This window comes from Lentzea sp. NBC_00516 (genome assembly GCF_036346835.1).
Lineage (GTDB): Bacteria > Actinomycetota > Actinomycetes > Mycobacteriales > Pseudonocardiaceae > Lentzea > Lentzea sokolovensis.
This window is the reverse complement of sequence record NZ_CP107840.1, coordinates 2,162,118-2,186,935: the sequence shown is the minus strand read 5'-3', so window position 1 is coordinate 2,186,935 and position 24,818 is coordinate 2,162,118. Positions and strand designations below refer to the sequence as shown.

At 67.7% G+C, this 24,818-nt stretch carries 25 protein-coding genes and 1 pseudogene; 10 read left to right on the top strand and 16 right to left on the bottom strand.

Features of this window, described 5'->3' with window-relative positions; genetic code table 11:
* Nucleotides 1–88: 88 nt before the first annotated feature.
* Nucleotides 89–367: a hypothetical protein gene (locus OG205_RS09890; RefSeq protein ID WP_319973789.1), complete on the bottom strand. Its 279-nt coding sequence runs from the start codon at nt 365–367 to the stop codon at nt 89–91.
* A 441-nt stretch (nt 368–808) separates the two neighbouring features.
* Between OG205_RS09890 and ctaD the strand changes: the two are divergent.
* Nucleotides 809–2,522 (top strand): annotated as a pseudogene (ctaD, locus tag OG205_RS09885) (aa3-type cytochrome oxidase subunit I).
* Nucleotides 2,523–2,538: 16 nt separating this feature from the next.
* On the opposite strand, the gene OG205_RS09880 reads toward ctaD, so the two are convergent.
* The 9 genes from OG205_RS09880 to OG205_RS09840 all read right to left on the bottom strand — a co-directional run bounded on the left by OG205_RS09880 (nt 2,539) and on the right by OG205_RS09840 (nt 14,145).
* A complete protein-coding gene (locus OG205_RS09880) occupies nt 2,539–3,762 on the bottom strand; it encodes a wax ester/triacylglycerol synthase domain-containing protein (protein ID WP_330275907.1) in 1,224 nt (407 codons plus the stop codon).
* Entirely contained in the window at nt 3,762–4,382 is a 621-nt protein-coding gene (locus tag OG205_RS09875) for an SRPBCC family protein (protein WP_330275906.1), read from the bottom strand. The genes OG205_RS09880 and OG205_RS09875 overlap by 1 nt, the downstream gene beginning before the upstream one ends.
* An 81-nt stretch (nt 4,383–4,463) precedes the next feature.
* Nucleotides 4,464–4,667 carry an ABC transporter permease gene (locus OG205_RS09870; RefSeq protein ID WP_319973786.1) on the bottom strand — a complete coding sequence of 68 codons (204 nt, stop codon included), beginning with the start codon at nt 4,665–4,667 and terminating at the stop codon, nt 4,464–4,466.
* Between the two features lie 412 nt (nt 4,668–5,079).
* Nucleotides 5,080–6,243 carry a globin domain-containing protein gene (locus tag OG205_RS09865; RefSeq protein WP_319973785.1) on the bottom strand — a complete coding sequence of 388 codons (1,164 nt, stop codon included), beginning with the start codon at nt 6,241–6,243 and terminating at the stop codon, nt 5,080–5,082.
* A gap of 187 nt (nt 6,244–6,430) precedes the next feature.
* Nucleotides 6,431–7,147, bottom strand: a complete 717-nt coding sequence (gene narI / locus OG205_RS09860; RefSeq protein ID WP_319973784.1) for a respiratory nitrate reductase subunit gamma — start codon at nt 7,145–7,147, stop codon at nt 6,431–6,433.
* Nucleotides 7,144–7,707, bottom strand: coding sequence for a nitrate reductase molybdenum cofactor assembly chaperone (gene narJ, locus OG205_RS09855; RefSeq protein ID WP_319973844.1), 564 nt, complete (start codon nt 7,705–7,707; stop codon nt 7,144–7,146). Before narJ ends, narI begins: the two co-directional genes overlap by 4 nt.
* Before the next feature lie 32 nt (nt 7,708–7,739).
* Nucleotides 7,740–9,356 (bottom strand): nitrate reductase subunit beta, encoded by a 1,617-nt coding sequence (narH, locus tag OG205_RS09850; protein WP_319973783.1) that lies wholly within the window; start codon nt 9,354–9,356, stop codon nt 7,740–7,742.
* Entirely contained in the window at nt 9,356–12,934 is a 3,579-nt protein-coding gene (locus OG205_RS09845; RefSeq protein WP_319973782.1) for a nitrate reductase subunit alpha, read from the bottom strand. The genes narH and OG205_RS09845 overlap by 1 nt, the downstream gene beginning before the upstream one ends.
* Nucleotides 12,934–14,145: an MFS transporter gene (locus OG205_RS09840; RefSeq protein WP_319973781.1), complete on the bottom strand. Its 1,212-nt coding sequence runs from the start codon at nt 14,143–14,145 to the stop codon at nt 12,934–12,936. The genes OG205_RS09845 and OG205_RS09840 overlap by 1 nt, the downstream gene beginning before the upstream one ends.
* Before the next feature lie 651 nt (nt 14,146–14,796).
* Here OG205_RS09840 and OG205_RS09835 point away from each other — a divergent pair.
* The 5 genes from OG205_RS09835 to OG205_RS09815 all read left to right on the top strand — a co-directional run bounded on the left by OG205_RS09835 (nt 14,797) and on the right by OG205_RS09815 (nt 18,785).
* The gene (locus OG205_RS09835) at nt 14,797–15,702 is read left to right on the top strand and encodes a universal stress protein (RefSeq protein ID WP_319973780.1); all 906 of its coding nucleotides are present in this window, start codon (nt 14,797–14,799) and stop codon (nt 15,700–15,702) included.
* Between the two features lie 76 nt (nt 15,703–15,778).
* Nucleotides 15,779–16,339, top strand: a complete 561-nt coding sequence (locus OG205_RS09830) for a CBS domain-containing protein (protein WP_319973779.1) — start codon at nt 15,779–15,781, stop codon at nt 16,337–16,339.
* A 73-nt stretch (nt 16,340–16,412) separates the two neighbouring features.
* On the top strand, nt 16,413–16,847 hold the full coding sequence (locus OG205_RS09825) for a universal stress protein (protein ID WP_319973778.1): 435 nt from the start codon (nt 16,413–16,415) through the stop codon (nt 16,845–16,847).
* 44 nt (nt 16,848–16,891) lie between these two features.
* Nucleotides 16,892–17,389 carry a universal stress protein gene (locus OG205_RS09820; RefSeq protein ID WP_319973843.1) on the top strand — a complete coding sequence of 166 codons (498 nt, stop codon included), beginning with the start codon at nt 16,892–16,894 and terminating at the stop codon, nt 17,387–17,389.
* A gap of 10 nt (nt 17,390–17,399) precedes the next feature.
* On the top strand, nt 17,400–18,785 hold the full coding sequence (locus OG205_RS09815; protein ID WP_319973777.1) for a DUF4389 domain-containing protein: 1,386 nt from the start codon (nt 17,400–17,402) through the stop codon (nt 18,783–18,785).
* Here OG205_RS09815 and OG205_RS09810 read toward each other — a convergent pair.
* On the bottom strand, nt 18,746–19,216 hold the full coding sequence (locus tag OG205_RS09810; RefSeq protein ID WP_319973776.1) for a GyrI-like domain-containing protein: 471 nt from the start codon (nt 19,214–19,216) through the stop codon (nt 18,746–18,748). The two genes, OG205_RS09815 and OG205_RS09810, sit on opposite strands and share 40 nt — an antisense overlap.
* A 351-nt stretch (nt 19,217–19,567) precedes the next feature.
* Here OG205_RS09810 and OG205_RS09805 point away from each other — a divergent pair, with 351 nt between their 5' ends.
* Nucleotides 19,568–19,777: a CBS domain-containing protein gene (locus OG205_RS09805; RefSeq protein WP_319973775.1), complete on the top strand. Its 210-nt coding sequence runs from the start codon at nt 19,568–19,570 to the stop codon at nt 19,775–19,777.
* Nucleotides 19,778–19,787: 10 nt separating this feature from the next.
* Here OG205_RS09805 and OG205_RS09800 read toward each other — a convergent pair whose 3' ends face one another.
* Both OG205_RS09800 and OG205_RS09795 read right to left on the bottom strand, forming a co-directional pair.
* The gene (locus tag OG205_RS09800; protein ID WP_319973774.1) at nt 19,788–20,501 is read right to left on the bottom strand and encodes a calcium-binding protein; all 714 of its coding nucleotides are present in this window, start codon (nt 20,499–20,501) and stop codon (nt 19,788–19,790) included.
* Between the two features lie 71 nt (nt 20,502–20,572).
* Nucleotides 20,573–20,746, bottom strand: coding sequence for a hypothetical protein (locus OG205_RS09795; protein WP_319973773.1), 174 nt, complete (start codon nt 20,744–20,746; stop codon nt 20,573–20,575).
* A 164-nt stretch (nt 20,747–20,910) separates the two neighbouring features.
* Here OG205_RS09795 and OG205_RS09790 point away from each other — a divergent pair, with 164 nt between their 5' ends.
* The gene (locus OG205_RS09790; protein WP_330275905.1) at nt 20,911–21,153 is read left to right on the top strand and encodes a hypothetical protein; all 243 of its coding nucleotides are present in this window, start codon (nt 20,911–20,913) and stop codon (nt 21,151–21,153) included.
* 163 nt (nt 21,154–21,316) lie between these two features.
* Here the strand turns inward: OG205_RS09790 and OG205_RS09785 are convergent, their stop codons facing one another.
* Nucleotides 21,317–22,435, bottom strand: coding sequence for a carboxylate-amine ligase (locus OG205_RS09785; RefSeq protein WP_319973772.1), 1,119 nt, complete (start codon nt 22,433–22,435; stop codon nt 21,317–21,319).
* 58 nt (nt 22,436–22,493) lie between these two features.
* The gene (locus OG205_RS09780; protein ID WP_319973771.1) at nt 22,494–23,645 is read right to left on the bottom strand and encodes a site-2 protease family protein; all 1,152 of its coding nucleotides are present in this window, start codon (nt 23,643–23,645) and stop codon (nt 22,494–22,496) included.
* 162 nt (nt 23,646–23,807) lie between these two features.
* On the opposite strand from OG205_RS09780, the gene OG205_RS09775 reads away from it, so the two are divergent.
* Nucleotides 23,808–24,059, top strand: a complete 252-nt coding sequence (locus tag OG205_RS09775) for a hypothetical protein (RefSeq protein WP_319973770.1) — start codon at nt 23,808–23,810, stop codon at nt 24,057–24,059.
* Nucleotides 24,060–24,368: 309 nt separating this feature from the next.
* On the opposite strand, the gene OG205_RS09770 is transcribed toward OG205_RS09775, so the two are convergent.
* Nucleotides 24,369–24,530, bottom strand: a complete 162-nt coding sequence (locus OG205_RS09770; protein WP_319973769.1) for a hypothetical protein — start codon at nt 24,528–24,530, stop codon at nt 24,369–24,371.
* 15 nt (nt 24,531–24,545) lie between these two features.
* Here OG205_RS09770 and OG205_RS09765 point away from each other — a divergent pair, with 15 nt between their 5' ends.
* Nucleotides 24,546–24,788, top strand: a complete 243-nt coding sequence (locus OG205_RS09765; protein WP_319973768.1) for a Gmad2 immunoglobulin-like domain-containing protein — start codon at nt 24,546–24,548, stop codon at nt 24,786–24,788.
* Nucleotides 24,789–24,818: the final 30 nt, after the last annotated feature.

Here is a 24,818-nt window from a genome sequence, read left to right as displayed (position 1 = left end):
CCCCGATCGACGTCATTGCGCACTCAACGCTATGGCCGTCGACGAAGGCCTGCACGACGGCGAGACGGAAGGATCAGCGCGGTGCGGCTCACCCTCGTCCTGGCGGCGTCTGTTCGAGCAGCGCGGCGACCTCACCGGGGTGTGCGGCCGGGCTCGTGGTCCTGATCCCGTTGCTCCACCCCAGGTCCTCACGCCAGCGCAGCACAGGACCGCGTCCGGTGACGACCTGGCCGCGCATCGGACGTGTCGGGGTGAGTTCCAGCACTACCTGGGCGACGTCGATGCCTTCGCGGGCAAGGGCGGCCACGACGTTGTCGAAGTACCGGGCGAGTGCAACGGGCGTGTGTCTATCGCGGGTCTGGTGCACCGCGAGCCTCCTGTGGGCCGTGGGAACCCACAGACCTTGCGTCGCTTGGAGCAGCCGTCCCAGGGCACAAAGTCCCGATGTTGCAGGGATCTCCGGACGACCTGACCGCTCGGATCCGGATGCGGTCGCCGAGTGATCCTGCGGGATCGCAGCACTGTGGAGGGTCTCGTGCTCGGTCGGCGGTCCGACCGTGTGGCTCTGTCTCGGCCAGCGGCCTGGCGACCACGGGCGGCAGACGGGGCCGCGACTCGTCGAAATCAACAGGGCGTTCTTCCTCCTTTCCGAACAACGTTGTGCCGTAGCGCCCTGGCGGCCGGAGACCATCAGTCCACGAATCGTCACCAGCGAAGGTTCCCGTCTGGCAGGACTTCGGGCTCTGAAGGTCCGCTGCCGCGCGAACGAGGTTGGACGAGCTTCTTCCGGACGACTCAGGAGAGATTCGTGACGGTACTGGTCCCCACCCCGGTCGAGGTTCATGCCGGCGCCTCGCCTGCTCGGCCGAAAGGCTCGTTGCTGCTGGCGTTGTTCCGCACCACGGACCACAAGCAGATCGGCGTCATGTACCTGGTCGCCACGTTCGCGTTCTTCATGGTCGGGGAGCCATGGCGATGCTGATCCGGGGCGAGCTGGCGCGACCGGGACTGCAGTTCCTGTCCGCCGAGCAGTACAACCAGCTGTTCACGATGCACGGCACGGTCATGCTGCTGCTCTACGCGACCCCGAGCGTGTTCGGGTTCGCCAACTTCGTCCTGCCGCTGCAGATCGGCTCGCCCGACGTCGCCTTCCCCAGGCTGAACGCGGTGTCGTTCTGGCTGTTCGTCTTCGGCGGCCTGCTGATGCTGGGTGGGTTCGTCACGCCCGGTGGTGCCGCTGACTTCGGCTGGTTCGCCTACGTGCCCCTGTCGGGCGTGGAGCATTCACCCGGTGCCGGCGCCAACCTGTGGATCGTCGGTGTCGCCGTGGGCGGCCTGGGCACGATCCTAGGCGCGGTCAACATGGTCACGACCGTGGTCTGCCTGCGCGGTCCCGGCATGACGATGTGGCGGATGCCGATCTTCACCTGGAACGTCCTGGTGAAGAGCATCCTGGTGCTCATCGTCTTTCCGATCCTGACGGCGGCCGGATTCGGGTTGCTGGCGGACCGCCTGCTGGCGGCGCACGTGTTCGACCCGGCCAACGGCGGCGTCGTGTTGTGGCAGCACATGTTCTGGTTCTTCGGCCATCCCGAGGTGTACATCCTGGCGTTGCCGTTCTTCGGGGTCGTCTCCGAGATCATCCCGGTGTTCTCCCGCAAGCCCGTCTTCGGCTACAAAGGACTGGTCTGGGCGACGCTGTCGATCGCCGCGCTGTCGCTCGCGGTGTGGGCGCACCACATGTACGCCACCGGGGCCGTGCTGCTGCCGTTCTTCGAGTTGCTGACGTTCCTCGTCGCCATCCCGACCGGCATCAAGTTCTTCAACTGGATCGGCACGATGTGGAAGCGACAACTCACCTTCGAGTCACCCATGCTGTTCTCCGTGGGCTTCCTGGTGACCTTCCTCTTCGGAGGGTTGAGCGGTGTCCTGCTCGCCGCGCCACCACTGGACTTCCACGTCTCGGACACGTACTTCGTGGTGGCCCACTTCCACTACGTCCTCTACGGGACGATCGTGTTCGCGACGTTCGCCGGCATCTACTTCTGGTTCCCGAAGATCACCGGCAGGATGATGGACGAAGGCCTGGCGAAGCTGCACTTCTGGACGACGTTCGTCGGATTCCACACCACGTTCCTGGTGCAGCACTGGCTCGGCAACCAGGGCATGCCCCGCCGCTACGCCGACTACCTGCAGACGGACGGCTTCACCACTCTCAACACGCTGTCCACCATCGGCGCCTACGTCTTGGGCGCCTCGACGCTGCCGTTCATCTGGAACGTCGTCCGCAGCTACCGGTACGGCGAGGCCGTCACCGTCGACGATCCGTGGGGTTTCGGCAACTCGCTCGAATGGGCCACTTCGTGCCCGCCTCCGCGGCACAACTTCACCGAACTGCCCCGCATCCGCTCAACAGGCCCGCCTTCGACCTGCACCATCCCCACATGGTCGAACGCAGCCGGCGCGAGGCGCACGTCGGCTTCACCGGCAGGGAACTGCCCGGTGATCACAACATCGGCTGAGCGGTGGCCGGGGCGTTCAGGCGAGCAGGTCGAGCTCGTTCTGCAGGGCCTCGGTGAGCACGAGCAGGTCGGGCACACGATCTGGATCGGCGACCACCATGATGGTGAACGCGTCCGCATAGGACAGGGCCGCGAACGCCACCGTCACGTTGCCGGTGGTGGCCGACAGCGGGATGAGGGCGACGACCTGCGCGCCGCCCAGACGCATCGGGTGATCGGGGCCGTGCACGTTGGTCACGACGGTGTGCACCATGCGTTGGTGGTTCATGAACCAGTCCGCCATCCCGAGGACTTTCAACGTCCGGAAAATGGGCGCGACTGACGTGACTGACCTCTTGTGTGACCGGGTGATGGCGGCGATTCGCGTCAGACGGGAAAGGGGGTCGCCGCCGGTCGGCAGGGCGACGGGCATGACACCGGTGCTGTTGCCGAGGTGAGTGGCGGTGGTCGAGCGGCGCGTCGACACGGGAATCGAGACGACCAGTTCGTCGAGGTGGTCACCGCGACCGTTCAGCACCGTGCCCAACGCGCCTGTGACGACGGTGAGCAGAGCATCGTTGACCGTTCCGCCGCAGCGGTGCGCGGCAGCGTGCAGCCTGGAGACGCTGGTCCGTGTCATGGTCTGCCGCCGCCGTGATCCGGTGGGGTGGTTCAGGGAGCAGCGCGAGCCGAGTGACGGCCACCCCAGCCCGGCGAACGAGTTGCGGCCAGGCAGCCTCAGCCGGGTGGTCCAGGCGTCTTTCGCGAGTTCCCGGCGCGAAGGCGCGGGAGCGGGAAAGGGCACGATCTCGGCCTGCGGTGCGCCGTCGACCAGGTTCGCCAGCACGGCCAAGCCACCGATGCCGTCGGACAACACGTGGTGGAACACCAGGACCAGTGCTGCCTTGTCCTCTGCCAGCCCGATGACCAGCGTCGCCGACCAGAGTGGCGATGACTGGGGCAACGGACGAGTCACCAACGAGGAGGCGATGTCCAGCAGCGCCGCATCGTCGCCGGGAGCCGGGCAGACCACCCGGTGCACGTGCCTGGAGATGTCGAACCCGGCGTCGTCGACCCAGAAGGGGCGACCACAGCCGAAGGGCGCCCGGACCAGACGCCGGCGCAGCCGCGGAACGGTCCGGACGCGGTCCGCGAGCAGGGCCTCGACACCGCCGGGGTCCCGTTCCAGCACCACCACGGCGCCGACCTGCATGCCGGAGGCCAGTGACACCAGGTCGTCGGAGCTCGTCCGGTCGATCATCAGAGGTACCATTCGGCCCGCTCTTTGATGCCGCGCAACATCTTCTGCTCCATCACCAGGCTTCCCGGCTCCATCACGAGCTGGTTGAACCACCGGACGAACGGTGAAGCGTCGGGGACGGCGATGCGGTTGCGGCTGATCAGCCTGGTGGCGCCGGGGATCTCCTGCAGCACGAACGCCCAGACCCACCGGCCGTCGTCGGAGCGCAGCACGAGCGCGTGATCGGGTTCGAGAACCTCCACCAGCAGCTTCGGGCCGCCTTCGCCGACCGGCAGGACGTCGCCGAGGTGCAGGTGCTGGAACTGCGGGAGGATCTCGTCGGCGCTGTGCATGTTCAGGCCGAACAGGTTCTCGAGCCAGTCGTAGGTGTAGGCGCCGCCGCGCCCGCTGCCCATCTGCACCAGCCATGGCCAGATGCGGCTGGGAGGTGTTTCGACGGTGATCGCGCGGGTGGTCAGCAGGTCGGGCCGGAGCAGCAGGTCGTCACCGGGCAACGTGGCCTGTGCCTCCTCGTCGGTCGCGCCCCAGGTCTGGCACCACTCGCGCCACAACAGCGGGTACGACGCCACCGCCGCTGCGGTGACGCCCGCTGCCAATCCAACGATTCTGGTCGTCCTCATGAGTCCTACGGTGCTTCAGCCTGTGCGGCTTGCTCAGGGTCGTAGGACCCGACCTGGCAAGGCCCTCGCTGGGGTCGAACTTCACGTCGTCACGGCGCGGCGCAGCCGCCACGTGCCCAACGCGAACAGAGCGACCGCGAATCCCAGCCGCACACCCAAGTGCGGCAGCACCGTGAGGAGGTCGCCGCCGCGCCGGGTCAATGCTGAGAACGCGTCGTTGGCCCAGCCATGCGGGGTGGCGAACGCGACCGTCCGCAGCGCTGGGCTGAAGGACTCGATCGGCACGATGCAGCCGCGAAGAAGGTGCCGGCGAGACCCAGCGGAATGACGAAAACGAGCACGTACGTCGCCCGGTCTCGCGCCCGTGAACGCAGGTCTCATGCGGCGATCAGCAGTGCGTAGCGCGGGATCACTTCCGCAGCGTTTTCCCGGTGAGGTGCCGGAAAACCGTCTCCAAATCGGGCTCGGTCACCTCGACGGACCACACCACGACAGTTTCTGCGGGACGTATTCGACGAGTCGTTTGGCGGCGATGGCACGTGTCGACATCGGCTGCCCGGCCACGTGTACATCACCCGCGGCGGCTGCGAGGGCTCCCGTCACCTTCTCCTCGGATGATTCCCGCCGAGCGCGCTCGCGTGATCGCCTGCGATACAGGGCCTTACGTCCCGCACCGGCAGGGGCCGACTTCTTCGGATCAGTTGTCGAGCATGCCGGGGCCGAACACCTCGTATCGGATGTCGTCGGCGTGCACGCCTCGCCGGAGAAGTCCCGCGCGCATGTCGCGCATGAACGTGATCGGTCCGCACAGGTATGCGATGGCGTTGGGCGGCAAGGGGATCGTGTTCACGTCGACGAGACCCGGCTGTCCGCCGTCGCCACCGTTCTCGTACCAGGTGAGCTGCTGGAAGCCGGCGAGGCGGGCGTACTCGGCGCGATGTGCGTGCCGGTCGGGCGAGGTCTCGGCGTGCACGGCGACGACCGGGCGGGCCGGCTGCGTGGCGGCGAGCTGGTCGAGCATCGACAACATCGGGGTGATCCCGATGCCCGCGCTGATCAGCACCACGGGCCGGTCGCCAGGCTCGAGCGTGACCTCACCTGCCGGTGGCCCGACGAGCACGGTGTCGTCGGCGTGCACGTTGTCGTGCAGGAAGTTCGACACCGCGCCGTCCGGGGCGCCGTCCGCGCCGCGGACTCGTCGCACGGTGATGCGGAGCTCGCCGCGGCCGGATGACTGTGACAGGGAGTACTGGCGAGGCTGTCGGTGCCCGTCCGGCAGGTCGACGGCGATCGACACGTACTGCCCCGGCTCGAACGCCGGAACCGGTCCGCCGTCGTCGGGCAGCAAGGTGAAGGACACCGTGTCGACTGCTTCCTCGTCGCGCTTCGCGATGCGCCAGGGACGCCACACCGTGGCAGGGCTGACTCCCGCCTGCTGGTACAGGCCCGCTTCGGCGGCGATCAGCGTGACGGCGAACAGCCAGTAGACCTCGTCCCAGGCAGCCGCGACCTCGGGGGTGACGGCGTCGCCGAGCACGGTGGCCACGGCGCCGATCAGGTGCTTGCCGACGATCGGGTACTGGTCGGATCGCACGCCGAGCGAGACGTGCTTGTGGGCGATGCGTTCCGCGATCGGGCCGAACGGCGTGCCGTCGAGCAGGTGCTGGGCGTAGGCGACCACCGCGGCGGCCAGCGCGATCTGTTGCTTGCCGCTGGCCTGGTTGCCGCGGTTGAACAGGTTCAGCAGTTCCGGGTGCGCGGCGAACATCGACGGGTAGAACTCGGCGGTGATCTCGGCGGCATGGTCGCGGACCACGGGCAAGGTCGCGCGGACCACGGCAGCCGAAGCAGCTGAAAGCACAGGGGTCTCCTCGATGATGGACTTACGCGGGAGGGCGGGCAGCGAGGCGGGAGCGCCTGACTGTTCGCGTTCCGATCACATCTCGAGCTTGCGCGATCAGCATCAGTTGAATGCAGTTAGGAACGTCGCTTCCCGGTCAGGACCTTCGTCCCGGGAGTCGCGGTCTGAAGGCTCCAGAGAGAAGCGGTCAGCTTCGTTCCCAGCCACGGCGAGGTGCGCGGCTGCCGAGTTCGGTGTCACGGCTGCGGTAGACGATGTAGGGCCTCGTGAGGTAGCCGAGTGGTGCTGAGAAGACGTGCACCAGCCGGCTGAACGGCCAGAACGCCACGAGCGTCCAAGCAGAGAGCGCGTGCAGCTGGAACCCGAGCGGCGCCACCTCCATCAACTCCGGCTTCGGCTGGAAGTAGAAGATCGACCGGAACCACGGTGAGACGGTCTCGCGGTAGTCGTGCGGGTGCTCGGTGAGGTTGCCGAGCACGGTGGTGCCGAGGCCGAGCACGATGGTGCCGATCAGCAGCACGTACATGATCTTGTCGTTGCGGGTGGTGGCGGAGAACACCGGGCCGACGGTGCGGCGCCGGTAGACCAGGATCGCCGCGCCCGCGAGCGTCATCGCGCCGGCGAGAACTCCAAGTACGACGGCGAGCGCGTGGTAGACGGTCTCGCTGACTCCCACAGCTTCGGTCCAGGACTTGGGGATGAGGACGCCGCCGACGTGTCCCAGCGCCACCAGCAGGATGCCGAAGTGGAACAGCGGGCTTCCCAGGCGCAGCAACCTGTTCTCGTAGAGCTGGGAGGAACGGGTGGTCCAGCCGAACTTGTCGTAGCGGTAGCGCCAGAAGTGGCCGACGACGAAGACTGCGATCGACACGTACGGGACGACGACCCAGAACAGAGTGGTCATCGGGCACCTCCGGGCAGGAACGGGGCGAGGCCGACCTCTTCCTCGGGCGGGCCAACGGCTGCGAGGCGGGCTACGGCGTCCTCGTCACGACCTACCAGCGGGGGCAGGGTCGCGGAGACGGACTCGAGCACGTAGGCCCAGGGTGACTTGGCTTCGCGCAGCCCGAGCCGGATCAGTTCGAGCCCCGCACGGTGTTCGATCATGAGCCGTTTGCCGGCTTCGGGGTCGCCCGTGGCGGCGAACTCGAGTACGACGGAAAGGTGGTCGGGGAGTTCGTCGTCGCCGATCAACAGTCCGGCTCGGCGATAGGCGTGTTTGAATCGCAGCAGTGCCATCCCGCGTTTGCGGGTGTCGCCGTAGGCGAAGTAGGTGAGGTATGGACTGAACTTCTTGCGGTGATCGAATGTTGTGACGTAGTCCGCCGTGAGTTCGATCAACGGCGTCGCGTCCAGGTGGTCGAGGAACGCGTGCAGGGGAGCGCCGACTCGTTCGGGCAGCGCGTCCGCGGCGTTGCGCAACAGCGGCCGACGATCGAGGAGTTGCTCGTCCGGGTAGCTCATCAGCAGGGACTGCGCCTGCCACGCGATGGCGTTCACGGCTGCCTCCTCGGCGGCACCGGGTTGCCGCGGCCGTCCCAGTTGAGCAGGTTGACTTTTCCCTCGCGTTGGCGGGCTTCGAGCATGCGGAAGTTCTCCACAGCGATCGGGGAGGCGCCTCCTGAGCTCTCGCCGAACGGGCCGGATCCGCCCATACCGGGTCCGCCGTCGTAGTCGAGACTGCACTCGGTGGCGAGTTCTTCCAGCCCGTGTGCCTGTTCGGCGTGCGCGGGCGGGATGACGTAGCGGTCCTCGTACTTGGCCAGCGCGAGGAGCCGGTACATGTCGTAGATCTGCTCGCCGGTCATGCCGACCTTGGCCGGGATCGCCTCCTGTGGCTCGCGGCCGAGGTTTATGTCGCGCATGTAGGACCGCATGGCGGCCAGCTTGTGCAGTGCGTCGTTGACCGGTTCGGGGTCGCCTGCGGTGAACAGGCGGGCGAGGTACTCGACCGGGATCCGCAACGCGTCGATGGCGGCGAACAGGTTGCCGTGGTCCTCGGCGTCGTACCCGGTGTCGCGTACGACGTCGACGACCGGTGAGAGGGGCGGGATGTACCAGACCATCGGCATGGTGCGGTATTCCGGATGCAGCGGCAGCGCGACCCGGTAGGTGCTGATCAACGCGTGTACGGGGGAGCGCTGGGCGGCTTCGACCCAGTCGTGGGGGATCCCGGCCTGTTCGGCCGCCCGCACGACTTGTGGGTCGTGCGGGTCGAGGAACACCTGCCGCTGTGCTTCGAGGAGCTCGTGTTCGTCCTCGACGGACGCGGCCTCCAGGACGCGGTCGGCGTCGTACAGGACGAGACCGATGTAGCGCAGGCGGCCGACGCAGGTTTCCGCGCACACCGTGGGTAGACCGACTTCCACGCGTGGGAAGCAGAAGGTGCATTTCTCGGCCTTGCCGGTGCGGTGGTTGAAGTAGACCTTCTTGTAGGGGCAGCCGGACACGCACATGCGCCAGCCGCGGCAGCGGTCCTGGTCGACCAGCACGATGCCGTCCTCGGCTCGCTTGTAGATCGCACCGGACGGGCAGGAGGCCGCGCACGACGGGTTGAGGCAGTGTTCGCAGATGCGGGGCAGGTAGAACATGAAGGTCTGTTCGAACTCGAAGCGGACCTTGTCCTCGATGCCCTTGATCAACGGGTCCTTCGTCGCGAGTTCCGGGGCGCCCGCGAGGTTGTCGTCCCAGTTGGCCGACCACTTGATCTTCGTGTGCTTTCCGCTGATCAGTGATCGGGGCCGTGCGACCGGCGTGTGCTCCTGCAGCGGGGCGTTGGTGAGGATCTCGTAGTCGTAGGTCCAGGGTTCGTAGTAGTCGTCGATGCTGGGCAGCTTGGGGTTGCTGAAGATGGTGAGCAGCTTGCGCAACCGCCCGCCGCCTTTGAGCACCAGCCGGCCCCGCCGGTTGCGGACCCAGCCACCGAGCCATTTCTCCTGGTCCTCATAGGTGCGCGGATACCCTTGTCCCGGGCGGGTTTCCACGTTGTTGAACCAGACGTACTCGACGCCGGATCGGTTGGTCCACGCCTGCTTGCAGGTGACCGAACACGTGTGGCAGCCGATGCACTTGTCGAGGTTCATCACCATCGCCATCTGTGCCATGACGCGCATCAGTAGGTCACCTCCTGGCTGCGGCGGCGGATCATGGTGACCTCGTCGCGCTGGTTGCCGGTCGGGCCGAGGTAGTTGAAGGCGAACGACAGCTGGGCGTAGCCGCCGATGAGGTGGCTGGGTTTGATCAGAAGCCGGGTCAGCGAGTTGTGGATGCCTCCGCGCTTGCCGGAGGTCTCGCTGCGCGGCACGTCGATCAGCCGATCCTGGGCGTGGTGCATGTACACGGTGCCTTCGGGCATCCGGTGCGACACGATCGCCCGCGCGACCACGACGCCGTTGCGGTTGACCGCCTCGATCCAGTCGTTGTCCGCGACACCGATCTTCGCCGCGTCCTCTTTGGACATCCAGATGGTCTGGCCGCCGCGGGACAGGCTGAGCATGAGCAGGTTGTCCTGGTACTCGGAGTGGATGGACCACTTCGAGTGCGGCGTCAGGTACCGCACGGTGATGCCCAGCTCGCCCTGCTCACCGATCGCCGGCTCGTCGAACAACGCGGTCATGTTCAACGGAGGCCGGTAGACCGGCAGGCATTCGCCCATCTCGCTCATCCAGTCGTGGTCCAGGAAGAAGTGCTGCCGTCCGGTGAGCGTGTGCCAGGGCTTGAGGCGCTCGACGTTGATGGTGAACGGCGAGTACCTGCGCCCACCGGTCTCCGAACCGGACCACTCCGGCGACGTGATCACCGGAACCGGAGCCGCCTGGGTGTCGGCGAAGGTGATCTGCTTGCCCTCGTGCTCGGCGGCCAGATCCGCGAGCTGTGTGCCGGTGCGTTTCTCCAACGTCCGGAACCCCTGTGTCGCAAGATGGCCGTTCGTGGTCCCGGACAACGCGAGGATCGCCTCGCAGGCATGGACGTCGCGGACCAGAGATGGCCGGCCGTCAGCCGGACCGCCGCGCACCGTGCCGTTCTTGTGCTTGAGGTACTCGACTTCGCGCTCGACCCGGTAGGTGATGCCCTTGGTCGTCGCGCCGAGCTCATCGGCGAGCGGGCCGAGCGCCCCCATCTTCGCCGCGATCGCGGTGTAGTCACGTTCGACTACCGTCAGACGAGGCATGGTGACGCCGGGGATCGGCTCGCACTCGCCGGCCTTCCAGTCCAGGACGCGGCCGTGCGGCGTGGCGAGCTCGTCCGGCGTGTCGTGCAGCAGGGGAGTTGCGACGACATCCTTGCGCACGCCAAGATGCTTTTCGGCGAGCCTGCTGAACACCTCCGCTATGGCCTGGAACGCGGCCCAGTCGGTCCGCGTTTGCCACGGCGGCGCGATCGCCGGGTTGAACGAGTGCACGAACGGATGCATGTCTGTGGTGTTGAGGTCGTGCTTCTCGTACCAGGTCGCGGCGGGCAGCACGACGTCCGAGAAGATCGTGGTGCTGGTCATCCGGAAGTCCAGTGACAGCAACAGGTCCAGCTTGCCGGTCGGGGCGCCGACATCTTCCTCGCGCAGCGACGAGTCAGTGCCCAGCAGGTGCTTGAGGAAGTACTCGTTGCCCTTGGCAGACGAGCCCAGCAGGTTGGCGCGCCAGACGCTGAGGATCCGCGGGAAGTTTTCGGGCGTGTCCGGTTCTTCGCACGCGAAGTTCAGCCGGCCCGCCTTGAGTTCGTCCACGACGTAGTCCGCCGCGGGCTTGCCGGACGACGTCGCGTCGTCGGCGAGGTCGAGCGGGTTGCGGTCGAACGTGGGGTAGGAGGGCATCCAGCCCATTCGCGCTGACTGCGTGATCAGCTCATGAGTGCTCTTGCCGCCCAGCGAGGCGAACTTGTCATAGCGGAACTGGTCGGTGTGCAGGTACCAGTACGCGGTCTGGATCATTTGCCGCGGTGGCCGCGACCAGTCGAGGCCGAACGCGAGCTGTGACCACCCGGTGATGGGGCGGCATTTCTCCTGGCCGACGTAGTGCGCCCAGCCGCCGCCGTTGACGCCCTGGCAGCCGGTGAGCGTGGTGAGCGCGAGGAAGGCGCGGTAGATGGTGTCGGAGTGGAACCAGTGGTTCGTCCCAGCCCCCATGATGATCATCGAGCGGCCGCGGGACTCCTCGGCGTTGCGCGCGAACTCCCGGCCGATCCTGGCCGCGGCCTGCGCCGGCACACCGGTGATGTTCTCCTGCCACGCGGGCGTGTATGGCTCATCCGCGTCGTCGTAACCGCTGGGCCACACGCCAGGCAGTCCGGACCGGTACACGCCGTACTGCGCGAGCATCAGGTCGAACACCGTGGTGACGAGCTGGCCGTTGACGCGCTGCACGGGCACGCCCCGGCGCATCGCGCCAGGTTCGTCGAAACGCGGGAGCTCGACGACCGCGGAGTCACCGCCTTCCATCGACAGCAACGGATCCGTGACACCGAGGTCGAGGTTCCAGTGTCCAGCACCCTGCTCGCCGAAGCGGAAGCCGAGCGAGCCGTTCGGAATCACGGGCGTGCCGGTGACCGAGTCCATCACCACGGTCTTGAATGCCGCGTTCTCACCGGCGAGCGCTCCGTAGAGGTCCTCGCCGGTCAGGAACTTCCCCGGCACGTAGGCGTCGCCTCGATGCTCCAGCCTCACCAGAAACGGCAGGTCGGTGTACTTCTTGACGTAGTCGGTGAAGTACGGCACTTGCCGGTCGACGAAGAACTCACGCAGGATCACATGACCCATCGACATCGCCAGCGCACCATCGGTGCCGGGCTTCGCGGCCAGCCACTCGTCGGCGAACTTCACGTTGTCGGCGTAGTCCGGCGACACCGCGACGACCTTCTGGCCGCGGTAGCGCGCCTCCGCCATCCAGTGCGCGTCCGGCGTGCGGGTCACCGGGACGTTCGAGCCCCACATGATCAGGTACCCGGCGTCCCACCAGTCCCCGGACTCCGGTACGTCGGTCTGGTCGCCGAACACCTGCGGGGAAGCCACGGGCAGGTCGGCGTACCAGTCGTAGAACGACAACATCGACCCACCGAGCAGCGACACGAACCGCGCGCCCGAGGCGTGCGAGACCATCGACATCGCCGGGATGGGAGAGAACCCGGCGACGCGGTCCGGCCCGTACTTCTTGATCGTGTGGACGTGGGCTGCGGCGATCATCTCGGTAGCCTCGTCCCACGACGCACGCACCAGTCCGCCCTTGCCGCGCGCGGCCTTGTAGCGCCGAGCCCGCTCCGGGTCTTCCACGATCTCACCCCAGGCCAGTACCGGGTCGCCAGTGCGGGCCTTGGCTTCGCGGTACATCTCCAGAAGCAGACCGCGGACGTACGGGTAGCGGATCCGTGTGGGCGAGTAGGTGTACCAGGAGAACGCCGCGCCGCGCGGACAGCCGCGAGGCTCGTACTCCGGTCGATCGGGGCCGACGGACGGGTAGTCGGTCTGCTGGGCCTCCCAGGTGATGATCCCGTCCTTGACGTAGACCTTCCACGAGCAGGAGCCGGTGCAGTTGACGCCGTGCGTCGAACGCACGACTTTGTCGTGGCTCCACCGGTCCCGGTAGAACTCGTCGGCCTGTCTCCCGCCGATCTGGTGCAGCGTGCGGAGGTCGTCGGAGACCTCGGCACGGGTGAAGAACCGGCGGGTGCGCACCAGCGCGTCGATCAGTTCGTTGTCCACTACCTGTCGCCCTTCTCCGCACGGCGAACCACGGTCAGCGTGAAGACTGCTGCCGCGGTGGCGACGAGCGCCAGAGCCGCAAGGCCCACCGCGTAAGACGAGAACGCGCCGTACAACGCGCCCATGACCAGCGGCGGAACGAATCCGCCCAAACCTCCGGCCGCACCGACCACACCGGTGACCGAACCAACCTTCGCAGCGGGGGTCAGCAACGCGACCAACGCGAACACCGCACCGCTGCCCGCTCCGAGAGCAGCGGCCATCGACAAGAACGCGGCCGTGCCGATAGGCATCAGCGAGGGAGTGAACGCCTGAGTGAGCGCGCCGAGTGCCACGACGGCGAGAGCGACGGTCAACACTCGCACCGGGCCCACCCGATCGGACAGCCAACCGCCGATGGGTCGCATCAGGACGGCCACGAGCACGAACCCCGCCATGCGGTTGGACGCGTCGTCCTGCACCAGCCCGTAGCCGGTCTTGAGGTAAGCGGGCAGGTACACCGAGAAGGCGACGTACCCACCGAACGCGACGGCGTACAGCGCGGACGCCTGCCAGGTCACCGGTAACCGGAGCGTCGCGGCGAGCCTGCGCCCGACCGACTCCACCGGCACCGGCCGCTGCGGAGCATCGCGCAGGATCAAAGCCGCAGCGGCGGCGTACACCGCGAGCACGACGGCGGTCACGATGAACGGCGTTGCGACGCCTCCTGACCTCACCAGAGGCACTGTGGTGAGCGCGCTGATCGCGGTGCCGCCCATGCCGGCGCCGAACACGCCGATCGCCAGCCCACGACGCTCCGGCGGGAACCACGCGTTCACGAACGGCACCCCGACCGCGAACGCGGTGCCGCCGAGTCCCAGGAAGAAGCCGCCGATCAGGAGCGCGGCCAGAGACGAGTGCCCGGCCAGTCCGAGGAACAGCACCGGGATGATCGTGATCGCAGAAACGAGCGGGAACATCACGCGACCGCCGAACCGGTCCGTCAGCGCGCCCACCGGAATGCGGCCCAGCGACCCGACGACCACCGGCACCGCCACCAGCAGCGCCTGCTGGAACGAGCTCAGCCCCAACTCGTCCTTGAACATCGGACCGAGCGGGCTGAGCAGAGCCCACGCCCAGAAATTCACCGCGAATCCGGCGGTGGCCATCGCCAGCATCACCAGGCGCTGTTTGGTCGCCGCTGGTCCTTCTGCCCGCATCGTCGTGGTCATCGTCGGTCCCGACTCGTCACTGGCACTCGGTGTCCCTCACCGGCACGTTCAGACTCCGACGCGGGCCATGCCACGTCACAGGGATCAAGGGCTGCCGAGCGGAGGGACCAAAGTCCCTGATCGCCAACACCCGAGTGGCGGAACACGATCCGACGGAGCGAGAGGTAGAACGGGTGGACGGCTAACGCAGCGTGTGGGTGGCAGGACGTCCGACACCGAGATGCCGCCTGCGATCGACTCTCGGGACTGTGTCGCTCCAGCCGAAGTCCCAGAGCCGGATACCCAGGTTCGCTACCGGTTTCACTGCCAGTCGCTGCCGCGCACTGCTTGGCAATGGTCCAGGCGCGGCGTGCGAATCGTGTGCGAGTGGCATGCCGACTTCCGGCTGGAGAGCACCGAAGGCGCCTGGAAACCGTGAAGGTGTTCCTCGTCGTGCTGAGGATCTATAAGTTCCCCACACGAGCTTTATCCGCGATCACGTCTTCCAGTCCTCTGTAGAACCTGTGCTGAAGGACATGCAACGGGACACCAGGACAGCCAAGGACTGCTGCGAGAAGCTTTGGCCGTCGTGCAGACAAGGGTCCAAAGGCTTGGACGGGGCGGGCACGTCCGCTCTGCTCAGCCCCTGCCGCAGAGCGAATCGTGGACGGCATGCGAGGAACTTCGGGCAGCGACGCCACGAAACCACCGTCCGCCCCCATCGTGGTAGGCGTCGACGGCTCGGATTCCGCACTTGCTGCGGTCAGCTGGGCCGCAGCCGAATGCGCGCGGCACCACCTGGCGCTGCGGCTGGTGCACGGCTTCATGCTGCCCATGAGTGGGTATTCGGAGATGCTGATCACCGGTACCGAGGCACGCCACGCGATCGAGCAGCAGGCCCGCGGCCGGCTGACCGAGGCAGCCGCGGCCGCCCGTGCGACGGCGCCGGACGTGGAGATCTCGACCGAGGTGTTGTGTTGCGGCGCGGCGGGTCTGCTCATCGAGGAGTCGAAGAAGGCGCGGCTCGTCGTGGTCGGCTCGCGCGGGCTCGGCACGGTCACCGGCCTGCTCGTCGGCTCGACGGCGGTCGCGCTCGCTGCCCACGGCCACAGTCCGGTGGTCGTGGTGCGTGGCACGGCGGTACCCGGCGGCCCCGTCGTGGTGGGCGTGGACGGTTCACCGACGAGCGAGGCCGCGCTGGCGTTCGCGTTCGAAGCGGCCTCGGTGCGCGGCGCGGTTCTGATCGCGCTCATGACCTCGCAGGACTTCACCGTCGACAGCGCCTACAACGTCTCGCGCATCGCGATCGACTGGGGCCAGGTCGAGGAGGACGAACGCAGGCTGCTCGCGCAACGGCTCGCCGGGTGGCAGGAGAAGCTCCCCGACATCGAGGTGCGCCGGGTGGTGCTGCGTGATCGGCCGGCGCGGGTCCTGATGCGCTACGGAGCCGAGGCGCAGTTGCTGGTCGTGGGCAGTCACGGACACGGCGGCTTCGCGGGCATGCTGATCGGTTCGACCAGTCAGGCTCTCGTGCACCACGCCCCGTGCCCGCTGGCGATCGTCCGCACACCGAAGTGACTCAGGACCAACGTCACTTCGCAGGCGTGGCCTACCGCACTGCCGAAGCACCACCGCGAGGCAGACGCTCAGCACTATGAACGCAGCAGATGTGATGTCCAGTCCGGCGGTGTCGGTGAACCCGGTCACCACGGTCCGCGCGGCGGGCGCGGTGCTGGGCGACCACGGGTTTGCCGCTCTGCCGGTGGTGGACGACGAGGGCAGGCTGGTGGGCGTCGTCTCCGGTGCCGACCTGTTGCTGGCCGGAATGTCACCGGAGACCGCCAATTCGCCGGTCGCGCGAGTGATGCGCAGATCCGTGATCAGCGCACCCGTCACAGCTTCGCCCGCGGAGTTGACCGCGACCATGTTGTCGCAGCGGCTGCGATGCCTGCCGATCGTGACGGACGGGCAGGTGCTCGTCGGTGTGGTGAGCCGCAGCGATCTGTTGCGCATTCTCACGCCGGCGGACGCTGTGCTGGCGGCGCGGGTGGAAACGGCCCTGCGGGCGTACAGCGGCCGCCCGCGCTGGACGGTTTCGGTGCTGGACGGGGAAGTGAGCGTGTCAGGACCGTTCTCCGACCAGGCGGAACGCAAGGTGGTCGAAGCCCTCGTGCGCACAGTGCCCGGAGTCAGAGGGACTCAGGTGGTCTGCTGAAGGACGAAGGTCCTGAGGCGGTCAGGCCTCCGGCCACTGACCACTACGTGCTCATCCCGTGACGCTGAAGTACATGAGCGACAACGAACCTCGTCCGATCGTGGTCGGCGTCGACGGGTCCGCGGCTGGTGCGGCAGCACTTCGATGGGCCGTCACGGAGGCGCGTCAACACGACTGTCCTGTCGACGCCATCTCCGTGTGGCACATGGACTACAGCCTGATGATGGCGCCTGAGGCGACCGCTGTCGGACTGGACGCAGCGAGCATCGAGGCAGCCAACCGGTCCGTGCTCGACGCGGCCACGGCGGACGTCGGTGATGTGAACCTGCGCCGGATTCTCATCGAGGGCGATGTGAAGAAGCTGCTCGTCGAGATGTCCCAGGACGCACGGATGCTGGTGGTGGGCAACCGCGGCCACGGCGCGATGGCCGAGCTGTTTCTGGGCTCGGTGAGCGCCTACTGCGTGCATCACGCGAGCTGTCCCGTCGTGGTGGTCAAGGCGTCCTAACGGACGTTGTCGCGGCCGACCCGTTCCCGACTCGAGGACACGCTCTGGCAACCACTGGAGATCGAGATCTGTGCAGACGAGGAGCCACCACGACCATCGGGAACGCACCGATCGTCGTCGGCGTGAACGGAACGCCCGCCTCCGACGAGGCCCTGCGCTGGGCGATGGACGAGGCGACCCTCCGGAACTGCCGGCTGCACGTGGGGCACGCGTGGATCTCCGAACCGCTGGTCGACTGGAACGAGACAAGCGCGCGGAACGAGCTGAGCCTGTCGGAAACGCTGGTGGACGCTGCGGTGCGGGCCGCGCTGATCGGCCGGGTGCAGCCGCCGGAGATCGAGCCGCGCAGCCTGCGCGGTGACGCGGCCGAGGTACTGGAGGAGGCGTCCAAGGACGCGGCACTGCTGGTGGTCGCCTCGCCCACCGGACATCGACTGCGCCAGGTCGTGTTGGGCTCGACCAGCATGCACTGCGTGCGGCACTCGTCGGTGCCGGTGGTCGTGATCCCGGTGAACGAGCACTCGGCGAGCAACGAGACGTAGGGAGGCAACGATGACTACTGCCGCCACCGGCTATCCGGTGCACGTGCATGCGCGGCTCGACCCTGGACTGAGCCGGTGGTTGTGGATCGTGAAGTGGTTCCTTGCTATACCGCACTACCTGGTGCTGGCGTTCCTGTGGCTCGGGTTCGGGGTGTTCAGCCTGGTGGCGTTCTTCGGGATCCTGTTCACCGCCCGCTATCCACGCGTGCTGTTCGACTTCAACGTCGGTGTGCTGCGCTGGTCGTGGCGCGTCGCCTGTTACATCTACGGGGCGCTGGCGACCGACCGCTATCCGCCGTTCAGCCTTGGAGCGGAGCCGGACTACCCGGCGACGCTCGACATCGCTTACCCCGAGCACCTCTCTCGCGGACTGGTGCTGGTGAAGTGGTGGTTGCTCGCGATCCCGCACTACCTGATCGTCGGGTTCTTCGTCGGCGGCGGTAGCTATGTCGCTTATCAGACGGGGCAGACCGTCTACAACTCCGGCGGCGGCCTGGTCGGGTTGGTGGCGTTGTTCGCGGGCGTGGCGTTGCTGTTCACCGGCCGGTATCCGAAGGGGCTGTTCGACTTCGTGCTCGGCACGGACCGCTGGGCGTTGCGCGTGGCCGCCTACGCCGGGCTGATGACAGACACCTATCCACCGTTCCGGTTCGACTCGGGCGGCGACGAGCCGGGCACAACGACGATCGACCATGCGCCGGCCCCGCTCACTCCCGGGCATCGTGGCTGGACGCCGGGACGTGTCATCGCGGTCGTGATCGGTGCACTGCTGATGATGACCGGTGGCGCGGTCGGAGGTACTGGTGGGTTCGGGCTCTGGGCCGACTCGACACAACGCGATGCCGCCGGATTTCTGAGCACCAGCGCGGAGTCGTTCCACGGTGGGGGGTACGCGCTCGAGTTCGGCACACTGGAGCTGCGCTGGACCGACGAGGACTGGGTGCTCGCGGACGGCTGGCTCGGAGAGGTCCGGTTGAAGGCGGACGACGACGTGTTCATCGGCATCGGCAGAACGAACGACGTCATGCGCTATCTGTCCGGTGTGGAGCACGATGAGGTGAGCACGGCCGAATCGCGGGCGACGTACTCGCATCGCGACGGCGGCTCACCGGCCGATCCCGGTGTGCAGACGTTCTGGGCCGCGTCCGGTACCGGCGAGGTGACCTGGCGAGCCGAGCAGGGCAGCTGGACCGCGGTGGTGCTCAACGCCGATCGTTCACCGGTGGTCGACACCAGGCTCGCAGCGCAGGCCGAGGTGCCCGTGCTGCGACCGCTGTCGATCGGCCTGATCATCGGTGGTGGGGTGATGTTGTTGCTGGGCCTGGTGTTGATGCTGGTGGCCGCGCTGACGGCTGGTCAGTCCCGGCGCAACGGCACGACGACCTCGGTGAGGTAGTCGTCGGCGCTGGTCGCCGAGTCCGGCCCCGTGAGATAGAGCTCGCGCGGCGGACCTGCCTGGTGGAGGCCGTGCTCGTGGATCCAGGCGAACACGGCCTCGTAGGCGGCGGGGATGGTGTCGTAGCGGCCGCGGTGGAACGTCTGCGCCACCGGTCCCGGGGGCAGAACGACGACGTCGACCGGGCCGCGCGCCTCCGGCATACCCGAGATCGGCAGGTACAGGTCGAGCTCGAACTCGCCGTCGGTGAGAGGACCGGGATAGGCGAGCTGCGGTGGTCCTGCCGGTGTGACCGAGGAGGCCGTCGCGAACTCGTAGAGCTCCTCGAGACCCCGGCCGACGGTGCCGGCGATCTCGGCCGCCGCGGTGCGCACCCGCTGGTGGCAGGTGACGGTGGAGGCCAGTTCGGTGAGTGTCACTTGGTAGGTCATGAACCTGAGGATCGATCGCCGACGGCGAGCGGGGCAGAGTCCAACGTCTCCAGCAGCCGGGCCACTTGACGGGTGCGGCGGAATTGATGGGCGAAACGCCTGTGGTGAATCCAACGGAGGTGGTCAGGATGCGTGCTTTCGACGTGATGTCGTCGCCTGCGGTGACTGCGTCGCCACAGGCGACGGTCAAGGAGGCGGCAGCGCTCGTCGCGGAGCATGGCTTCGCCGCTTGCCGGTCGTCGGCGAGAACGACGAGCTGGTCGGCCTGGTGTCAGGGGAAAACCTGCTGCGCGAGCAGCTGCGGGCGAGGAGTTCGGCTAAGCGGGTCGCGGACGCGATGACCCGCGCGTTGTGGCAGTGGATGCCGACATGCCGGTCGGGGAGGTTGCCCGGCTGTTACTCGGCCACCACTACCGGTCGCTGCCCGTCGTGATGGGCGGTGCGGCCACCGTGCTGGGAACCTTCCACGACCTCGGGGAAGAACTGACCGCGACCGCCCTGGCGGCATCCGTGCCAGGGGTGCGTTCCGTCGTGGTGCAGCCGTGCGCACCCTCGGCTTGACGCGTGCCTGTCAGAAGATGATCTCGCAGTTGGACAGTGATTCGAAGCGCGAATCGCAGCGGTCGGCCTGACCTGGGCCGCCGTCGCCGACGTCCAGACCGGCCGGGTCGGTGAGCGTGTCGTTGCCCGCGTCGCCGTTGACGATGTCGTTTCCGGCGCCACCGTCGAGATCGTCGACGCCCGCCCCACCGTTGAGGCGGTCGTTGCCGTTGTTCCCGTTCATCCGGTCCGCGCCGTTCTGGCCGTTCAGCGTGTCGGCGCCGTCGCCACCACTGACGGAGTCCGCGCCCGCTCCCGCGTTGACGGTGTCGTCGCCCGCACCGGCTTCGATGTTGTCGGCCGCCGCACCGCCGTTGAGAGCGTCGTTCCCGTCACCGCCGTCGAGACGGTCGGGACCCTCACCGCCGAGGAGCGTGTCACCACCCGCTTCGCCGTTGAGGGTGTCGGCGCCCGCTTCTCCAGCGGCCCAGTCGTTTCCGTTGCCGCCGAAGAACTCGTCGGCGCCCGCTCCGAGACAGGCCGTGTCGTTTCCGCCGAGACCGAACACGACGTCGTCGCCGCCGAGCGTGACGAACACGTCCGCACCGTTCGTGCCGAACAACACGTCGTCGCCGTTCGTCCCGACCTGCGTCGCGGCCAGTCCGTTGCAGGTCTGCGGTGGCTGAGCCGTCGCGATGCCAGTCGGACAGAGCACCAGACCCGCCGTCACTAGGAGAGCGGACATCACTGATCTTCGATTGTCATTCATGTCAGCAGTCTGTTGCCGCGAAGGGTGGTGGCCCAAGGGGCCAAAACTCATCGGGTCCGGCGCAACCACGTGCTGCCCAGACTGGTGGCGAGCAGCACCGCACCTGCCACGAGGAGCAGCACGCCACCGCCCACCGCGCCGTCGGTGAGGTCCCACACCACCTCGGGCACGTCCGCGGTCGTCGCGACCACTCCCGCCACGAGCAGAATCGTCGAGCTCACAACTAAGTAGGTGACGAAGCAGATGAACGCTAGGCAGGCGGTGGGCGCGTAGCAGACCGCGGCATCGCCGCTCAACGGTTGCTGCGCACCGAACAGAGCCGTCGCGGCGCCCAACGGGGAGCGCGAGCTGCTTCGGCCTCAGGACGTCCACAAGGGACAGGAACATGCCTGCCACCCCGAGCGCGAACAACGCGGCACCACCGAGGAGCGCATTGGTGGGATCCAGCTCACCGATCCACGCGAGGACCGCGCAGATCGCCGCGGTGCCCGCGGTGAAGGTGGCCGTCACTGCGGCGAGTGAGAAAAGCGTGCTCACCGCACGCCGGCGACGCTGTGCGACGGTTCGCACGCGGGACAAGCCGCCAGCCGCCACGACGGCGGTGACCGGAACCTCCATCACGACGTGACCCTTGTCGTTCTTGATGATCAGACGCCGGACGTTGCCCTCGTGGATGAGTTACCTGGCCTTGTCGACGACCACCTCGCCGCGCAGGCGGGTCTCCGCCTTGTGTTCGATGGAAATGGTTGTCCCCCTTCCACGACCACGATGTTCCTTGGCGCGTTCACGGATCAGTGGCCTTCGGTCCCGTGCGGAAGGGTCGTCGGCCACTGCCATCCCGATGATGTCACGCTGAGATGGTCGACGACGGCGCGAAGGTCACCGCCTTCCCGCAGCACGAGGCGTTGCCTTGTCGCACCGCCACCATGTCTTCTCAGCCAGGCCAGGCGATGCTCCACGAACCCGAGATCGCCGACGTCACGCAGCGCGTCGTGCACATGCGACACCAAGCGGTCGACCAGGTCCCATCCCGTGCATGCTCGGCCCGTCACCGCGTCGAGGCACCGGCCCTCCAGCCCGACCATGGCGGCTCGGGCACACGCGGCACGAATGATCGCGTCGGGAGGGCTTTCCCTTGGCGTGAAGACCAGTGCGGTGCCAACGAGTGCTCGGGTGAGCGCCGCCTGCAGCAGCGCCTCCTCGACGGTCGTCGCGACGTCTGCGACCCGTACTTCGACTGTGGGGACGTGTTGTGATGGGCGGACGTAGTAGTAGACCATTCCGGCATCGGCGATGACGCCGGCGTCGACCAGCCGCCCGACCAGGTCGTCGTAGTGGGCCGCGCTGTGGAACCGCGGAGGCACACCGCACACCGGCCAGCGCGACCAGACGGTCGTCCGCCAGCTTGCGTGCCCGGTGTCCCTGCCGTCGAAGAACGGTGAGTTCGCTCCGAGGGCGAGAAGCGCCGGAAGCCACGGCCGGATGTGGTTACTCACTTGGACCGCGTGGTCGGCATCTGGCACGCCGACGTGCACGTGACATCCGCATACACCCTGGTCCTCCGCGAGTGCGCCATATTCCGCTGCCATGAGCTGATAGCGCTGCTTGCCGGTCACGGGGGGAGGGCCTGGCCGACCCAGCGGAGGCGTGCCGGTCGTGATCAGCAGGGCGCCGTGGTCGCGGGCAGCGCCGGCCAGCACCCGGCGGCCCCGGTCGAGTTCCTGCCCCAGTGACGCCAGGTCGGTGCACACCGGTGAGGCGAACTCGGCCTGGGCGGTAGAGAACTCGCGATGAAAGTCCACATCGGACAGCGCGCGAACCATCGCGGCGCCGACGAACTGCGGGCGCCTGCTGACGGCGTCGACGACGAGGTACTCCTCCTCGACCCCCATCGAGAGCGCGGCGATCATGCGCTGGGCCGGGCGGACGAAGTGAGGAGGCGGCCTGCCTGGGCACGATAGCCGAACCTCATGCCGTCACCTCGTGACGGCTAATCGGTACACCCCAGGCCAGTTCGAGCGCCCAAGCCACGTCATCCGGGCCGATGACGCCGGCGAGGTGCCGTTCGCGCAGTACCAGCACGACATCACGGCCCTGCCCGGGCGATGTTCTGGCGAGCACGTCGAGCAGCGGCTCGTCGGGGGACGCGACCGGTACCCCGGCCAGCGCGCGGCACACGTCGCTGACTCTGGTGGTGAGAGGGTCACGTACCCGGACGAGTTCGGCGAGGCTGATGACTCCGGCGACTGCGCCGTCGAACGACACCACCGGGAACACCTGCCTGTGCGGACCGGAAGTGAGGCTGTGCAGGAACGTCCGCACAGTCCACCACCCCGGTGCGATCGGCGGATCCGGGGTCATGACGTCACGCGCGAGCACGCTGCCGAGACGGTGCCGCACCTCGTTCGCGGACTGCTCGGTGGTACTGCTGACCACGAGATACGCGCCGAGCAGCATCAGCCAGAGGCCGGACACCGCGCCGGCGAGCACCTGCGTCAGTCCGAACGCAGCCAGTGCGACACCGAACGCGCGGCCCGCGACGGCTGCCACTTTCGTGCCGCGGTGCTCGTCGCCGGTGCGCCACCACACCGCGGCCGCCAGCAGTCGGCCGCCGTCCAGGGGCGCGGCCGGCACCGAGTTGAACGCGGCCAGCACGCCGTTGGTGATCGCCAGCCACAGGACGGGGGAGACAACGAGCGCAGGCGCATCCCATGCGGCGAGAGCGGCTCCAGTGGCACCGGCGACCACCGCGAGGCCCGCGCTGGCAGCCGGACCTGCGACGGCGATCAGGAACTCCGCCCTCGGACTGCGAGGGGAGGACGAAAGTCGCGACACGCCGCCGAGCAACCACAGATCGATGCGTTCGACACCAACACCGAGCCGTTGCGCGACCAAGGCGTGCGCGAGCTCGTGGGCCAGCAGCGACAACATGAAAATCAGCGCCGCGAGCACGCCGACGATCCAGTTGACGACCGCCGAGTGGCCCGGAGCCGCCTGCGGCAGCACGGACACCACGACGACCTGGGCGATCACCAGCACCGCGACGACCGTCGACCAGTGGGCGCCGACTCCGACCCCACGTACGCGCCCGAGCGGAATTGAAGCCAATCCGGTGTTCATATGCCCAGCGTCCCGACCTGGCCCGCTACCGAAGCAGAGACCGAGGTCCGCCGTCTCTGCGGCAATGGTCCCGGATCACTGCCCACCTTGTGTTCTGCGTCACGTCCGTGGCGAAGAACAGGCTCACCTCAGTTGCCGGAAACGCACTGGAAGGGGAGCGAAATGACCACCAAGGGTTACACGGCGCGCCACAGGGCCATGCTGCAGGCCATCGCGGACGGACGCGGCGAGCTGGCGTGCGGACGCGCTCCGAGCCTGAGCGTCGACGGCCTGTGGTGCGACTTCACCGCCACGATCGAGCTGTTCACCGGTGGTCTGTTCCGCCCGGTCCGTGAAGCGGCTGCCGGTGCACTTGCACCGGCCGTGCTCACGACGTTCGGTGCCCAGGTCCTCCGCTCGCTTTTGGCGGTGTGACATCACGAGGCGAACGAGGATCCTGAAAGGTGCGATCGTAGTGGGGCTAGTCGTCACGCCGGCCATCTTGCGCGGTGGCACCAGGACGGAACCGGCCGCGACGGCGAAGAAGCTGCAGAGCGTCCAGGTCGAGAGTTCCAGCTTCGGCAGTGCCGCGCTGGGCGGAACTCGACACCACGCTGCGGCAGATCCCGACGGTCAAGTCCACTGTGTACTCGTTCGACGGTGACGTCGCGGCGTTCTTCGAGTGGCTGCAGCATCCTCCGCCGGCACAGGGCGAACCTGAAGGCGGTGTCGCCGAGTCACCTGCTATCCGCCGAGCCCGGACGACGTCTCGAAGCCGATCACCACGTTGCCGATGATCGTGTCGTTGCGGCATGCGGGAGGCCGCTGGTCGGTCACCGGCACCCGTGCTGCGGTCGTCCAGGTGGACGTGCCGAAGTGCGATGACGTGCTGCGGTCACCGGTCACCGGTCACCGGTCACCGTGAGCGGCAGGGCGCACGTGTTCGAGGGCAACGTCACTGTACGGGTGCTCGCCTACAAGGGCGTGGCGGAGATCGGCCGTGGGTTCGTCACCGGAGGCGGTGATGAGCTGTGCGCCTTCACCGGGCAGGTCACCTTTGCTCAGCCGACCGGTGGCAGCGGCTGGGTTCTGTTCCAGGAGAGGTCCGCTGCGAACGGGGGAGGTCGTGCTCACCGCGGCGGTACGGGTGGCGTTCGCGAGTGAGGTGCAGCCGTCGGCGACGGTGCAGGGCTG

Bases quoted from the DNA above. Each gene is read 5' to 3' on its own strand.
- OG205_RS09880 (WP_330275907.1), bottom strand. From the start codon at position 3,762: ATGATCGACCGGACGAGCTCCGACGACCTGGTGTCACTGGCCTCCGGC.
- OG205_RS09875 (WP_330275906.1), bottom strand. From the start codon at position 4,382: ATGAGGACGACCAGAATCGTTGGATTGGCAGCGGGCGTCACCGCAGCG.
- narI (WP_319973784.1), bottom strand. From the start codon at position 7,147: ATGACCACTCTGTTCTGGGTCGTCGTCCCGTACGTGTCGATCGCAGTC.
- narJ (WP_319973844.1), bottom strand. From the start codon at position 7,707: ATGAGCTACCCGGACGAGCAACTCCTCGATCGTCGGCCGCTGTTGCGC.
- narH (WP_319973783.1), bottom strand. From the start codon at position 9,356: ATGCGCGTCATGGCACAGATGGCGATGGTGATGAACCTCGACAAGTGC.
- OG205_RS09840 (WP_319973781.1), bottom strand. From the start codon at position 14,145: ATGACCACGACGATGCGGGCAGAAGGACCAGCGGCGACCAAACAGCGC.
- OG205_RS09835 (WP_319973780.1), top strand. From the start codon at position 14,797: ATGCGAGGAACTTCGGGCAGCGACGCCACGAAACCACCGTCCGCCCCC.
- OG205_RS09830 (WP_319973779.1), top strand. From the start codon at position 15,779: ATGAACGCAGCAGATGTGATGTCCAGTCCGGCGGTGTCGGTGAACCCG.
- OG205_RS09825 (WP_319973778.1), top strand. From the start codon at position 16,413: ATGAGCGACAACGAACCTCGTCCGATCGTGGTCGGCGTCGACGGGTCC.
- OG205_RS09815 (WP_319973777.1), top strand. From the start codon at position 17,400: ATGACTACTGCCGCCACCGGCTATCCGGTGCACGTGCATGCGCGGCTC.
- OG205_RS09810 (WP_319973776.1), bottom strand. From the start codon at position 19,216: ATGACCTACCAAGTGACACTCACCGAACTGGCCTCCACCGTCACCTGC.
- OG205_RS09800 (WP_319973774.1), bottom strand. From the start codon at position 20,501: ATGTCCGCTCTCCTAGTGACGGCGGGTCTGGTGCTCTGTCCGACTGGC.
- OG205_RS09790 (WP_330275905.1), top strand. From the start codon at position 20,911: ATGCCTGCCACCCCGAGCGCGAACAACGCGGCACCACCGAGGAGCGCA.
- OG205_RS09785 (WP_319973772.1), bottom strand. From the start codon at position 22,435: ATGATCGCCGCGCTCTCGATGGGGGTCGAGGAGGAGTACCTCGTCGTC.
- OG205_RS09780 (WP_319973771.1), bottom strand. From the start codon at position 23,645: ATGAACACCGGATTGGCTTCAATTCCGCTCGGGCGCGTACGTGGGGTC.
- OG205_RS09775 (WP_319973770.1), top strand. From the start codon at position 23,808: ATGACCACCAAGGGTTACACGGCGCGCCACAGGGCCATGCTGCAGGCC.